Here is a 13,355-nt window from a genome sequence, read left to right on the forward strand (position 1 = left end):
CCGGGTCGACCCGGACGCGCGGCTTTTGACAGTGCCCATGCCCTGTGGCAAGGCGCGCCCGCTCTTGATTCCGGTGCGCCGGTACCCATCAAGTTTCCCATATCTATCGCCCGTCCGCAGCTTTCGGGCGGGCCAGCCGAGGAATTGCAATGGTCAAGCCTGAATGGGGCACCAAGCGTCAGTGCCCGAAGTGCGGTGAGCGCTTCTACGATCTGGGCAAGGACGATCCGGTCGCCTGCATCGAATGCGGCGACACGTGGTCGCCCGAACCGGTGCTGAAGTCGAAGCAGCCGATCCCGTTCGAGGAAGAAAAGAAGAAGGACGTCGAGCCCGATAGCGATCTGGGCGGTGACGATCTGGAAGACATCGACGTCGATGACGACGAGGATTCGCCGGACAACGACGTCGATCTCGGCGGTGACGACGATCTGGGCGTGGCCACCGGCGGCAACGACGACGACGACGACAGTTAAATCGATGCTTGCCAACCGCGGCCTGCGTCCATAAAGGGCGCGGCCTGCCGCACCTCTCGCAGGTTTGGCAGGAACGCAGTGGTACGGGGCCTTAGCTCAGCTGGGAGAGCGCCTGCATGGCATGCAGGAGGTCAGCGGTTCGATCCCGCTAGGCTCCACCATTAGACCGCCGAATTCGGTCCAATGGCTGCGATACAGACAAAGTCGGGTTTCCTGGTGGAGCTCGCACGCTGGCCGACGAGGTTTCGTCCGCCGGCGTTTTTCGCATTTGGCGGACCCGGGAGGGTCGGTCGTGTTTTGAGGTAGCGCATGTTCGACAATCTGTCCGACCGCCTCGGTAACGTCTTCGACCGCCTGCGCGGTCGCGGCGCGCTGAACGAGGCGGACGTGCGCGAGGCGATGCGCGAGGTGCGCGTCGCGCTGCTCGAGGCGGACGTCGCGCTGCCGGTCGCGCGCCGGTTCATCGATGCGGTGACCGAGAAAGCGGTCGGCCAGGACGTGCTGCGCTCGGTCACGCCGGGTCAGCAGGTCGTCAAGATCGTGCATGACGAGCTGGTCGAAATGCTCGGCGGCGGAGACGGAGCGCAGGCCGAACCGCTCAACCTCAATGCCAAGCCGCCGGTCGTGGTGATGATGGTCGGCCTGCAAGGGTCGGGCAAGACCACCACCACCGCCAAGCTGGCGAAGTACATCCGCGAAAAGCACGGCCGCAAGGCGCTGATGGCCTCGCTCGACGTGGCGCGGCCGGCGGCGCAGGAACAGCTCGCGGTGCTGGGCACGCAGGTGGACGTCGCCACCCTGCCGATCGTCAAGGGCCAGCAGCCGGTCGACATCGCCCGCCGCGCGCTGGAGAGCGCGCGCCTGCAGAACATCGACGTCCTGCTGCTCGACACGGCGGGCCGCCTGCACGTCGACCAGGCGCTGATGGACGAGATGAAGGCGGTTGCCGGCGTCTCGGCCCCGACCGAAGTGCTGCTGGTGGTCGATGCGCTGACCGGGCAGGATGCGGTCAACGTCGCGCAGTCGTTCAGCGGCGAAGTGCCGCTCACCGGCGTGGTGCTCACCCGGATGGACGGCGATGCCCGCGGCGGCGCGGCGCTGTCGATGCGGCATGTCACCGGCAAGCCGATCAAGTTCGCCGGCACGGGCGAGAAGCTCGATGCGCTGGAGGCGTTTCACCCCGGCCGGGTAGCCGACCGCATCCTTGGCATGGGCGACGTCGTCAGCCTGGTCGAGCGCGCCGCGCAGACGATCAAGGAAGAAGACGCCGAGGCGCTGGCCAAGCGCATGGCCAAGGGTCAGTTCGACCTCAACGACCTGCGCATGCAGCTGAAGCAGATGCAGAACATGGGCGGTCTGGGGATGCTCGCCGGCATGATGCCCGGCCTGAAGAAAGCCAAGCAGGCGATGGCGCAGTCAGGTGCCGACGACAAGATGCTGGTCCACATGGACGCGATCATCGGCTCGATGACGCCGAGGGAGCGCGAGAAGCCCGAACTGATGAACGCCAAGCGCAAGAAACGCGTAGCGGCGGGCGCCGGGCTGGACGTGCAGGACGTCAACAAGCTGCTGAAGATGCACCAGGAAATGGCCCGCGCGATGAAGCAGATCCGCAAGATGGGCGGCTTCAAGGGGCTGGCCGCCGCCTTTGGCAAGGGCGGACTGGGCGGGGCGCTCGGCGGAATGGGCATGGGCGGCATGGGCGGCCAGGGCGGATTTGGCGGGGGAAGCGGCTCCGCTCCTCCGGCGCTTCCCGGGCTGGGCAGCGGCGCGTTGCCGGCCAACCTGCAGGATTTGATGAAAAAGAAGTAATTTAAATAGTTTAGACTGGAAAGGTAAGAGACAATGGCAATTGCAATCCGGCTGTCGCGCGGTGGCGCGAAGAAGCGGCCTTATTATCGCATCGTGGTGGCGGACAGCCGCTCGGCGCGTGACGGCAAGTACCTCGAGCAGATCGGCACCTACAATCCGCTGTTGCCCAAGGACTCCGAAGAGCGCGTCAAGTTGAACGACGACCGCGCGAAGCACTGGCTCTCGGTCGGCGCGCAGCCGTCGGACCGTGTCGCCCGCTTCCTCGATGCCGCCGGCATCCGCGAGCGTGCGCCGCGCAACAACCCGAACAAGGGCAAGCCGGGCGAAGCCGCGACCGAGCGCGCTGAAGAGCGGGCCGCCAAGGAAGCCGAAGCTGCCGAGGCCGCTGCCGCCGCCGCCGCCGCCCCGGCACCTGAAGCCGAGGAAACCCCGGCTGCCGAGGAAGCTTCCGCCGCCGCGACCAGCTCTGACGAACCGGCCGAAGGCAGCGAAGCGCCCGCGACCGGTGACGATGCCGCAACCGGCGCCTCGTCCGACGAGCCTGCCGAAGGCAGCGCGGACAAGGCCGAAGGCTAAGCCACGCCGATGGACAAGCCCGTCACTCTCGCCGCCGTCACCGGCGCGCACGGGGTGACGGGCGAAGTCCGCCTCAAGCTGTTCGGCGACGGGGTGGACGCGCTGAAGCGCTACGCCAGCTTCAATGATGGCGCGCTGACGCTCAGCAAGATCCGCAGCGACAACAAGGGCGGGGCGGTCGCACGCTTTGCCGAGATCGCTGACCGCACCGCGGCGGAACAGTTGCGCGGCACCGCGCTGACGGCGCCGCGGTCAGCGATGCCGCCGCTTGCCGAAGGTGAGTATTACCACGCCGACTTGCTCGGGCTGGCCGCGGTCGATGCTGATGGCGAACCGCTGGGCGTGGTTGTCGCGATCGAGAATTTCGGCGCAGGCGATATCTTGGAAATCGAGGCGCCCGACGGTCGCCGGGCGATGGTCCCGATGACCGCCGACGCGGTGCCCGAATGGGACGAGCACCGCGTGGTGATCGATCCCGCCTTCCTGGCGTGACGCCCGGTCAGGCGTTCTCGCGCTGCGATTCGCGATCGACCTTTTCCTCCCACTCACGAAATTCGCTGCGGCTCAGCAAATAGCGCCCGCGGGCCTCGTCGAACGTGATCAGTTCGTCGCGCACGGCCCGGACCACCTCGGCCTTGCGGGCCGGTGACCAGTGAACTTTATGCGACTTGGGCAGTCCGGCGCGCTTGATCGCTTCGGATACGGTACTGTCATAGGCGTAGGCCATAATCTTAAAACTCCTCCGCCCCCTCGAGGACGAAAGTGGACGGAGAGAGTTAATTCGGACTTTCCCCGAATGCCTAGCAACGGGTTAAGCATCCCAGTGGAGGCAGCGGTACGACGAGTTGTGGCTAGCCGCGGTTGAGGACCCCGCGGGTCACGATCAGCGCCACCAGGGTCGCTCCCATATCCGCCAGCCAGTCGAGCCATTCGGCGTCCCGGTGGAGCGCGGGAATCGCCTGGAACAGCTCGATCGCGCCTCCCAGGATCGCCAGCAGTGCGAATAGCGTCAGGATCGACCGGTCGCGCCATCCAGCCGCCGCGAGCGCGCCGAGGGTGAAGAACGCCAGCATGTGCTGAATCTTGTCGCCCGGCTGACCCGGTATCTGCGGGGGCTGGGGCAGCAGCGCCATCACGAACGCGAATGCAGCGGCCAAGAAAAACGCGCGCCGCAGCCATCGCTGCGCGCGCGCGCTTTCAAACATCCGAAAGATGATCAGCCCTCGACGACCTGCTCGGCGAGGACGGTGAGCCCGGCATCGCCCACTTCGGCGAAACCGCCGCGCACCTCGATGCTTTCGGGCGCCGCGCCTGCGGTGCGATACACCTGCAGCGCGCCGTCACGGATGGTGCTCATCACCGGGGCGTGGCCTTCCAGCACGCCGAAGTCGCCTTCCGTGCCGGGGACGACCACCATGTGGACATCCTCCGACAGGACGAGCTTGGCCGGCGTCACGAGTTCGAAATGGAGCGGCATCTGCCTTACGCCTCGTCCGCCATCTTCTTGGCCTTCTCGACCGCCTCGTCGATCCCGCCGACCATGTAGAACGCGCTCTCGGGCAGGTGATCGTACTCACCGTCGACGACTGCCTTGAAGCTCTTCACGGTGTCTTCCAGCTGGACGAACTTGCCCGGGATGTTGGTGAACACCTCGGCGACGTGGAACGGCTGCGAGAGGAAGCGCTGGATCTTGCGCGCGCGCTGGACGGTCAGCTTATCTTCTTCCGACAGCTCGTCCATGCCGAGAATGGCGATAATGTCCTGCAGGCTCTTGTACTTCTGCAGCACTTCCTGGACGCGGCGGGCGGTGCGGTAGTGCTCTTCGCCGACGACGCGCGGTTCAAGCACGCGGCTGGTCGAATCGAGCGGGTCCACCGCCGGATAGATGCCGAGTTCGGAGATCGCGCGGCTGAGCGTGGTGGTCGCGTCCAAGTGGGCGAACGAGGTTGCAGGCGCGGGGTCGGTCAAGTCGTCCGCCGGCACGTAGATCGCCTGCACCGAGGTGATCGAGCCCTTGGTGGTCGAGGTGATGCGTTCCTGCAGGTTGCCCATGTCGGTCGACAGGGTCGGCTGATAGCCTACCGCCGACGGGATACGGCCGAGCAGTGCCGACACTTCAGAACCCGCCTGGGTGAAGCGGAAGATGTTGTCGACGAAGAACAGCACGTCCTGGCCTTCCTCGTCGCGGAAGTATTCGGCCATCGTCAGGCCCGACAGGGCGACGCGGGCGCGCGCTCCCGGGGGCTCGTTCATCTGGCCGAACACGAGCGCGACCTTGGAGCCTTCGCTGGTCGGGTTGCCTTCGGCATCCTTGGCGATGACGCCCGCGTCGAGGAACTCGTGGTAGAGGTCGTTGCCTTCGCGGGTGCGTTCACCCACGCCGGCGAACACCGACACGCCGCCGTGGCCCTTGGCGATGTTGTTGATCAGTTCCTGGATCAGCACGGTCTTGCCGACGCCGGCGCCGCCGAACAGGCCGATCTTGCCGCCGCGCGCATAGGGCGCGAGCAGGTCGATGACCTTGATGCCGGTGACCAGGATCGCCGCTTCGGTCGACTGGTCGATGAACAGCGGGGCTTCGGCATGGATCGGGTTGCGCTTCTCGGCGTTCACCGGGCCGCGCTCGTCGATCGGCTCGCCGATGACGTTGAGGATGCGGCCCAGCGTTTGCGGTCCGACCGGGACCGAGATCTGCGCGCCGGTGTTGGTCACGCGCTGGCCGCGGGTAAGACCCTCGGTCGAATCCATCGCGATCGTGCGGACGGTGTTCTCGCCAAGGTGCTGCGCGACCTCGAGCACGAGCTTGTTGCCGTTGTTGTCGGTTTCCAGCGCGGTGAGGATCGCCGGCAGCTCGCCTTCGAAGGCGACGTCGACGACGGCGCCGATCACCTGCGCGATGGTGCCAGTAGTAGTCTGGTTCAGGACGGGGGCGGTGGCCATTGTTCGTTCCTTGGGTCTAAACTTTAGAGCGCTTCGGCGCCGGCGATGATTTCAATCAGTTCGGTGGTGATCGCGGCCTGGCGGCTGCGGTTGTACTGGATGGTCAGCTTGTTGATCAGTTCGCCCGCGTTGCGGGTCGCGTTGTCCATCGCGGTCATCGAGGCACCCTGTTCGGATGCCTGGTTCTCGAGCAGCGCGCCGAATACCTGGGTCTTGAGATAGCGCGGCAACAACTCGGCGAGGATTTCGGCCTCGTCCGGTTCGTATTCGACCGCGGCCTTGCTACTTTCGCCGGTCGAGGCGTTCTCGGGCGCGGGAACCGGGATGATCTGCAGCCGGGTCGGCTCCTGCGTCAGCGCGCTCTTGAACTTCGAGTAGAACAGGTGCGCGACGTCGAAGCGGCCCGCCTCGTACATCTCCATGATCTCGGCCACGATGCGCTCGGCCTCGGCGTAGCCGGGCTCGCGCACGTCGGTGGTGTCGAACATCTGGGCGATGTTCTGCGGATGCGCGCGCCGGATCGGGGCGCGGCCCTTCCGGCCGACGAGGTAGAAGTCGACGTCCTTGCCCTCGGCCCGCAGCTCGCGCGCCTTGGTGAGCGCCGCGCGCACGATATTCGAATTGAACGCGCCGGCCAGGCCCTTGTCGCTGTTCGCGACTACCAGCAGGTGACGCTGGTCACTGCCGGTGCCGGCGAACAGCTTGGGCGCGCCATCACCGGTGACCTTGGTCGCCAGGCTGGCCATCACCGTGCCCAGCCGCTCGGCATAGGGACGCGCGGCTTCGGCCGAAGCCTGTGCCTTGCGCAGCTTCGCGGCGGCGACCATCTGCTTCGCCTTCGTGATCTTCTGGGTCGACTTGACCGAGTTGATCCGACCTTTGAGTTCTTTCAGCGAGGCCATTTCGGCTCCCTAACTATTCTCTTCGGGCTCAGGCGTACTGCTTGCCGAATGCTTCGAGCGCTGCCTTGGTCTTGTCGGCCGTCTCGCCTTCGAACTTCTGCGAGGTGCGGATTTCCTCCAGCACGCCGGCGTGTTCGCTGCGCATGAAGCTCAGCATCCGGGCTTCGTAGTCGGTAACCTTGTCCACCGGCACGGTGTCGAGATAGCCGTTGGTGCCGGCGAAGATCGACACGGTCTGCTCCTCGAACGGCAGCGGCGAGAACTGCGGCTGCTTGAGCAGCTCGGTCAGGCGCGCACCTCGGTTCAGCAGCTTCTGGGTCGAGGCGTCGAGGTCGGAACCGAACTGGGCGAACGCCGCCATCTCGCGGTACTGCGCCAGCTCCAGCTTGATCGAGCCCGACACCTTCTTCATCGCCTTGGTCTGCGCGGCGCCGCCGACGCGGCTCACCGACAGGCCGACGTTGATCGCCGGGCGGATGCCCTGGAAGAACAGCGTGGTTTCAAGGAAGATCTGGCCGTCGGTGATCGAGATCACGTTGGTCGGGATGTAGGCCGACACGTCGCCCGCCTGCGTCTCGATGATCGGCAGCGCGGTCAGCGACCCGCCGCCGTTCTCGTCGCTCATCTTGGCCGCGCGCTCGAGCAGGCGGCTGTGCAGGTAGAACACGTCGCCGGGATAGGCTTCGCGGCCCGGCGGGCGGCGCAGCAGCAGCGACATCTGGCGATAGGCGACCGCCTGCTTCGACAAGTCGTCGTACACGATCACGGCGTGCATGCCGTTGTCGCGGAAGAATTCGCCCATCGTGCAACCGGTGTAGGGCGCGAGGTACTGCAGCGGAGCGGGCTCCGAAGCGGTCGCGGCGACGATGATGGAATATTCCATCGCGCCATTTTCTTCGAGCGTGCGAACGAGCTGCGCGACGGTGGAGCGCTTCTGGCCGACCGCGACGTAGATGCAGTACAGCTTCTTGCTCTCGTCGGTGCCGGCGTTCGCTTCCTTCTGGTTGATGAAGGTGTCGATCGCCACGGCCGACTTGCCGGTCTGGCGGTCGCCGATGATCAGCTCGCGCTGGCCGCGGCCGACGGGGACGAGCGCGTCGATCGCCTTGAGGCCGGTCTGCACCGGCTCGTTGACCGATTGCCGCGGGATGATGCCCGGGGCCTTCTTCTCCACGCGCATCCGCTTGTCGGCGACGATCGGGCCCTTGCCGTCGATCGGGTTGCCGAGCGCGTCGACCACGCGGCCGAGCAGGCCCTTGCCGACCGGCACGTCGACGATGGTGCCGGTGCGCTTGACGTTGTCGCCTTCCTTGATCTCGGCGTCCGAGCCGAAGATCACGACGCCGACGTTGTCGGCTTCCAGGTTCAGCGCCATGCCCTGCACGCCGTTGGCGAATTCGACCATCTCGCCCGCCTGGACGCTGTCGAGGCCGTGGATGCGGGCGATGCCGTCACCGACCGAGAGCACCGAACCGACTTCCGAGACTTCCGCCTCGGTGCCGAAATTGGCGATCTGGTCCTTGATGACCTTGGAGATTTCTGCGGCGCGAATTTCCATGACTTCGATACCTTCTTAGGGCGGTCGTGGACGACCTTAGGCCTTCATGGCCTGGGCAAGTGAATTGAGGCGAGTGCGGATCGAACCGTCGATCCGCTTTGATCCGATGGTGACCACCAGACCGCCGAGCAGATCGGGGTTCACGCTGGTCGAAAGCTTCACCGTGCGGCCTTCGCGCGCTGTCAGCTTCTGACGAAGCTGGTCGACCTGCGCGTCGGTCAGCGCGTGGGCGCTGGTGACTTCGGCGGTCACTTCACCGCGCTGGGCGGCAGCGATCGCGCGGAAAGCCTGAACGATCTTGCCGAGCTGCGACAGGCGGCGGTTCTCCGCCAGCACGCCGAGGAAGCGGCGGGTCAGTTCGCTGGTGCCGAGAACCCCCGCCACCCCTTCGATCGCGGCGCCTTGCGCGCGGCGGCCGATCTCGGGGTTGGTGGTGAGATTGCGCAGGTCAGCCGATTCGCTGAGCGCCTGGCCCAGGTGTTCGAGGTCTGCCTCGACCGCGGTGACCGTGCCGGCCTCGCTTGCCAGTTCGAACAGCGCGGAGGCATAGCGCCCTGCGAGGCTAGCCTGAATACCGGCGGAAACATCCACGCGCGTTGGTCCTCTTGGATCCGGAAAAAGGTCGGTTCAGCCGAGCCCGCGAGGGAGCAACCGCAAGGCTGCCCGGGGATGGCTGGCGCGCCCCTATCACCGGGTCTCCAACAACGCAACCGGGTGCGGGCCCCGAAGGTTTTGCGCCCGCGCCCGAGGTGGAGTAAACCTGCAGCACGGGCGAATGGGAGAGAGACGATGGAATGGTTTCCGCTGGCGGACCGGGTGGGCGCCGAAGTGCGCGGGGTGGACCTTGCGACCGTGGCCGGGGCAGCGCTCGACGACCTCAAGGCGTTGGTCTGGGACAAGGGCGTGGCCGTGCTGCGCGACCAGACGCTGACTCCGGAAGATCACATCGCGCTTGCCAATCGATGGGGCGGGATCGACATCAACAACTACTTCCCGCTCGAAGGAGAGCATCCGGAGATCGCCATCGTCGGCAAGACGCCCGAACAGACCACCAACATCGGCGGCGGGTGGCACACCGATCACTCGTATGATCAGGTGCCGGCGATGGGCTCTATCCTCGTGGCGCGCACCCTGCCTCCGAAAGGCGGGGACACGCTATTCATTCACATGGGCGAGGCATACGATTCGCTGGACGATGGCACCAAGGCGGAGATCGAAGGGTTGAGCGCCTTCCACACCGCCGACCACATCTATTCGCCGGACGGCGTCTATGCCCAGACCGATCAGGGCGCGACCTTGCGCGGGCAGGACCTCAAGACCGGCGCCGTTCATCCGCTGGTGGTGCGCCACCCGCGCACCGGGCGCCGGCTGCTCTATGTGAACCCGTCGTTCACCCTCAACATCGTCGGCCGGAGCCGGGCGGACAGCCTGCCGCTGCTCCAACGCCTGTGGGCCTACGCCATGCGTGAGGAACTGCAGGGCCGGGTCGAATGGCGCGATGGCACCGTGGCGATCTGGGACAATCGCACCACGTGGCACTACGCGATGAACGATTACCACGGCCACGCCCGCGAAATGCACCGCATCACCCTGACCGGAGAGGCGCTGGCCGCCTAGTCCCGCCTCGCTCAGTCTTTCCGGGCCCGGCAGCTGTAGACCAGCCGCTCGTTCGCCTGTGCCGGAAGCAGCGCGGCGACGCTCGATTGCATCTCGCCCAGCTTGCTCGCCGCGTCGTCGCTCCCGCAGGCCGGCGCCCGGTACCTCGCGCGGGCCTCGCGAGCCTTGACCATGGCCGACCGGCTCAGCGCGAACCGATCGGTGCGGAACGTTCGGGCTTCCGGGTCGAAGCTGTTGACCGAAATCGCGTCCTCGTCGTTCGGCACGAACAGCCGGCTCCATTGGCCGCCGGCAAACCCATATTGGGTGCGCCGGTTGACGCAGCCGTTCGGGTTCCACGCGAAGTCCAGGTCGGTCGGCGGCTCGCTGACGATCCGGCTGCGGTCCGGCTGGAGGGTGCAGGTCAGTTCGGTCGCCGCAGGGTCTGCCTTTCCGTCGCCATCGGAAGCAGGTTGAACCTCTTGTGCGAGGAGATCGCTGACCCGTCGATCGATCGCGTCGAGGCCGGGCCGGGTGAACCACACCGCCAGCGCCGCGACCAGCGCGGCAGCCGAGATGGCCCCGGCGATACGCATGCCCTTGCCGCCATCCGCGCGCGTTCGCAAGTTGAAGGCGGAGAACCCCGCACCGGCCGCCACCAGCAACAGCACCGCGGCGATCGCCATCGCGTTCTCGCGATCGTTTAGGACCGACATCTCTGCCTCGAGCTGGGCGCGCTCCCGCTCCTCACGGCTCGCCTCGGCCCGGTCGGCCAACCGGGCGCGGGCGGTGGCCTGTTGCTCGGCAAGGCGGGCGCGTTCTTCCTCATCGAGCTGCGCCATCGAGCGACAGGGCAGCGCGTTGATCGCCGGCTCCACGCCCGCGGCCTTGAGGAACGGCAGCAACTCCCGGTCGGACACGGCAAAAGAGAACTCAGCGTCCGAGCCGTCTTCGGACGTGGTTCCGAAGCTGTTGACCCCCAGCACGCGCCCGCAATTGTCCAGCAGCGGCCCACCTGAATTTCCCCGAGCGATCGGTGCTGTGTGGAGCAGGGTGTCCACATCGCGGGAGGGCCGTGCGCCCGAAATGAAACCGCGACTCTTCACCGGGGGCTGGGGACGGAAGAGGTCGGGCAGGTCGAGCCCCTGCGCCCGGTCGACGTTCATCGGGTAACCGACCGCCGTCACCTCTTCACCATCGCTGGCGGCGGTGCCGCTGATCGTCAACCTGGGCAGGCGCAGCGTCCCGGTAGTCTCCAGCAGGGCGAGGTCCTTGGCGGCAGACGCGGCGATGACCGTCGCGTAATCGGCGGCATCGCCATCCGGCGGGACGATGGCGATCCGCAGGGTATCGTCCTGCATCGCGTCGAGCACGACATGGGCATTGGTGACGATCCGGTTGGGTCCTACCGCGAACCCGGTGCCATGGCTGATGGGGAAGACCTGATCGCCCTCGGTATTCATGATCACCACCCGCACCACACCCCGCGCGGCGGCGGCGATGTCGGCGGGGTCCGCCCGGCCTGCGCCGGGGATCGAGAGAAGGACCAGCGCGAAGACGGCGGCAAACAGGCGATGCATGGGCGGCTTGTGAAGGGCTGCGACATTGACCGCAAGCGGCGGGAAGCGCAGCCCATCGTGGCACGCTACCTGTTCAGCCGCAGCCAAGTCTGGCACCGTGGAGACAGCGATGGATCATGACGAAGCACTCACCGACGAGCAGCAATGGGCCATCGCCATGGCCAAGGACCGGCGATACGATGGCCGCTTCGTCACCGGGGTTCATTCGACCGGCATCTATTGCCGGCCCAGCTGCCCCGCGCGGGCACCCAGGCGCGAGAACGTGCGCTTCTATGCGACGGCGGCGGAGGCCGAGGCGGCGGGCTTGCGGGCCTGCAAACGCTGCCTGCCGAACGCGGTTGCGCGGGACGAGGCGGCGGTGGTCGCCGCGATCGACGAGATCAAGGCCAGTTCGGGCCTGCCGAAGCTCGACGAGCTGGCGGCGCTGACCGGCTATTCGCCAAGCCATTTCCAGCGCGTGTTCACCCGCGCCACCGGCTTGTCCCCCGCCGCCTATGCCCGCGCATTGCGCGAGGAGCGCGCCCGTTCGGCGCTGACCAGCGAGGGCAGCGTCACGGCGGCGATCTATCAGGCAGGCTATGAGAACCCCAGCCGCTTCTACGACAACGCCCGGCTGGGAATGCAGCCGAGCGCATGGGCCAACGGCGGGCGCGGCGTGACGATCCATTGGGCGATCGTCGGCACGACGCTGGGCCAGATGCTGGTCGCCGCGACAGAGCGGGGGGTTTGCCGCCTGTCGTTCGAGGAAGGAGCGGACGCGCTGGCGCGCCGGTTCCCCCGCGCCGACCTGGTGGAAGGGGGAGAGGCATTCCAGGCTCTGCTCAGCCAGGTCATCGCGGCGGTGGAGACGCCGGGCGACTCAGCGCACATCCCCCTCGATGTCAGGGGCACCGCGTTTCAGGAGGCATGCTGGAAGGCGCTGCGCGAGATCCCGCCCGGCGAGACGCGCACGTATGCGCAGATTGCTGCTGCTGCGGGCAATCCCAGGGCGATCCGCGCGGCGGGCAGCGCCAATGCCCGCAACAACGTGGCCGTGTTGATCCCGTGTCACCGCGTGATCCGCACCGGCGGCGATCTGGGCGGCTACGCCTACGGGCTCACGCGCAAGCGCGAGTTGCTGAAACGAGAAGGAGCGGATTGATGAACAAGGTCGATCAATTCCGGGCGCTGCATGTTCCGGGCGATCCGCTGGTTCTGTTCAACATCTGGGACGCGGGCTCGGCAAAGGTCGTGGCAGGCGCGGGCGCCAAAGCCATCGCGACTGGCAGCTATGCGGTCGCCGAGACCAACGGATTCAAGGACGGCGAGACCTTGCCGCTTGAAGTGGCGCTGGAGAACCTGCGGCGCATCGTGACGGTCACCGATCTGCCCGTGACCATCGACATGGAAGCGGGTTACGGCGACGGCACCGAAGAGGTTGCCCGTTCGGTGCAACTGGCGCGCGAAGCGGGTGCGGCAGGGGTCAACCTGGAAGATCGCATGCCAGGCGCCGGTGAGCTTTTGCCGGTGCATACCGCGGCGGCGCGGGTCGCGGCAGCCGCAGCGGCGGGCATCCACGTCAATGCGCGAACCGATGTTTACTTCGGCAAGAAGGCCCATGACTACACGCCCGCCCTGATCGATGCGGTGGTGGAGCGGGCGAGCGCCTTTTCCGATGCCGGTGCCGGCAGCCTGTTCGTGCCGTTCCTTGGCGACCATGCGACCATCGCGCGGATCTGCGAACGGTCACCCCTGCCGGTGAACATCCTGTGGGCGCCCGGCCGCGGCACGGCCGCTGAGCTCGGCGCATTGGGCGTCGCGCGGATCAGCTTCGGTCACGGGCCGTGGGCGGCGGCGATGACCTGGCTGGAGCAACAGGCGACGGCCGTGTTCGCCGGCGGAAACCCGCCTTACGCCGGTTGACTCGGCGCCAGCCTGC

General features: G+C 66.8%; 15 protein-coding genes and 1 tRNA gene. 8 read left to right on the forward strand and 8 right to left on the reverse strand.

The window, feature by feature from the left end; all coding sequences use genetic code 11:
• The first annotated feature begins 149 nt into the window (after positions 1-149).
• The 5 genes from E0504_RS19000 (at position 150) to rimM (ending at position 3,353) form a co-directional block, all read left to right on the forward strand.
• A complete protein-coding gene (locus E0504_RS19000; RefSeq protein ID WP_131625299.1) occupies positions 150-473 on the forward strand; it encodes a TIGR02300 family protein in 324 nt (107 codons plus the stop codon).
• 85 nt (positions 474-558) lie between these two features.
• Positions 559-634, forward strand: a tRNA-Ala gene (locus tag E0504_RS19005).
• Between the two features lie 148 nt (positions 635-782).
• Positions 783-2,285, forward strand: a complete 1,503-nt coding sequence (gene ffh / locus E0504_RS19010; RefSeq protein ID WP_131625300.1) for a signal recognition particle protein — start codon at positions 783-785, stop codon at positions 2,283-2,285.
• Positions 2,286-2,318: 33 nt separating this feature from the next.
• Positions 2,319-2,861: a 30S ribosomal protein S16 gene (rpsP, locus tag E0504_RS19015; RefSeq protein ID WP_131625301.1), complete on the forward strand. Its 543-nt coding sequence runs from the start codon at positions 2,319-2,321 to the stop codon at positions 2,859-2,861.
• 9 nt (positions 2,862-2,870) lie between these two features.
• A complete protein-coding gene (rimM, locus tag E0504_RS19020) occupies positions 2,871-3,353 on the forward strand; it encodes a ribosome maturation factor RimM (RefSeq protein ID WP_131625302.1) in 483 nt (160 codons plus the stop codon).
• 7 nt (positions 3,354-3,360) lie between these two features.
• Here rimM and E0504_RS19025 read toward each other — a convergent pair whose 3' ends face one another.
• From E0504_RS19025 to E0504_RS19055, 7 genes are all read right to left on the reverse strand, one after another.
• On the reverse strand, positions 3,361-3,588 hold the full coding sequence (locus E0504_RS19025) for a DUF1153 domain-containing protein (RefSeq protein ID WP_131625303.1): 228 nt from the start codon (positions 3,586-3,588) through the stop codon (positions 3,361-3,363).
• 124 nt (positions 3,589-3,712) lie between these two features.
• The gene (locus E0504_RS19030) at positions 3,713-4,066 is read right to left on the reverse strand and encodes a hypothetical protein (protein ID WP_131625304.1); all 354 of its coding nucleotides are present in this window, start codon (positions 4,064-4,066) and stop codon (positions 3,713-3,715) included.
• Between the two features lie 11 nt (positions 4,067-4,077).
• Positions 4,078-4,338 carry an ATP synthase F1 subunit epsilon gene (locus E0504_RS19035; protein ID WP_131625305.1) on the reverse strand — a complete coding sequence of 87 codons (261 nt, stop codon included), beginning with the start codon at positions 4,336-4,338 and terminating at the stop codon, positions 4,078-4,080.
• Positions 4,339-4,343: 5 nt separating this feature from the next.
• The gene (gene atpD / locus E0504_RS19040) at positions 4,344-5,801 is read right to left on the reverse strand and encodes a F0F1 ATP synthase subunit beta (protein ID WP_131625306.1); all 1,458 of its coding nucleotides are present in this window, start codon (positions 5,799-5,801) and stop codon (positions 4,344-4,346) included.
• A 23-nt stretch (positions 5,802-5,824) separates the two neighbouring features.
• Complete coding sequence (locus tag E0504_RS19045; protein ID WP_131625307.1) at positions 5,825-6,703, reverse strand: F0F1 ATP synthase subunit gamma; 879 nt, start codon at positions 6,701-6,703, stop codon at positions 5,825-5,827.
• 28 nt (positions 6,704-6,731) lie between these two features.
• Complete coding sequence (gene atpA / locus E0504_RS19050; protein ID WP_131625308.1) at positions 6,732-8,261, reverse strand: F0F1 ATP synthase subunit alpha; 1,530 nt, start codon at positions 8,259-8,261, stop codon at positions 6,732-6,734.
• Between the two features lie 36 nt (positions 8,262-8,297).
• On the reverse strand, positions 8,298-8,852 hold the full coding sequence (locus tag E0504_RS19055; protein WP_131625309.1) for a F0F1 ATP synthase subunit delta: 555 nt from the start codon (positions 8,850-8,852) through the stop codon (positions 8,298-8,300).
• 198 nt (positions 8,853-9,050) lie between these two features.
• Between E0504_RS19055 and E0504_RS19060 the strand changes: the two genes are divergently transcribed.
• A complete protein-coding gene (locus tag E0504_RS19060) occupies positions 9,051-9,878 on the forward strand; it encodes a TauD/TfdA family dioxygenase (RefSeq protein WP_131625310.1) in 828 nt (275 codons plus the stop codon).
• An 11-nt stretch (positions 9,879-9,889) separates the two neighbouring features.
• On the opposite strand, the gene E0504_RS19065 is transcribed toward E0504_RS19060, so the two are convergent.
• Positions 9,890-11,524, reverse strand: a complete 1,635-nt coding sequence (locus E0504_RS19065; protein ID WP_207974481.1) for a serine protease — start codon at positions 11,522-11,524, stop codon at positions 9,890-9,892.
• A gap of 22 nt (positions 11,525-11,546) precedes the next feature.
• Between E0504_RS19065 and E0504_RS19070 the strand changes: the two genes are divergently transcribed.
• Both E0504_RS19070 and E0504_RS19075 read left to right on the forward strand, forming a co-directional pair.
• Complete coding sequence (locus E0504_RS19070) at positions 11,547-12,578, forward strand: bifunctional transcriptional activator/DNA repair enzyme AdaA (protein WP_131625311.1); 1,032 nt, start codon at positions 11,547-11,549, stop codon at positions 12,576-12,578.
• Positions 12,578-13,339: an isocitrate lyase/phosphoenolpyruvate mutase family protein gene (locus tag E0504_RS19075; RefSeq protein ID WP_131625312.1), complete on the forward strand. Its 762-nt coding sequence runs from the start codon at positions 12,578-12,580 to the stop codon at positions 13,337-13,339. Before E0504_RS19070 ends, E0504_RS19075 begins: the two co-directional genes overlap by 1 nt.
• Positions 13,340-13,355 lie beyond the last annotated feature (16 nt).

The sequence above is a fragment of the Parafrankia sp. BMG5.11 genome, from assembly GCF_004337455.1.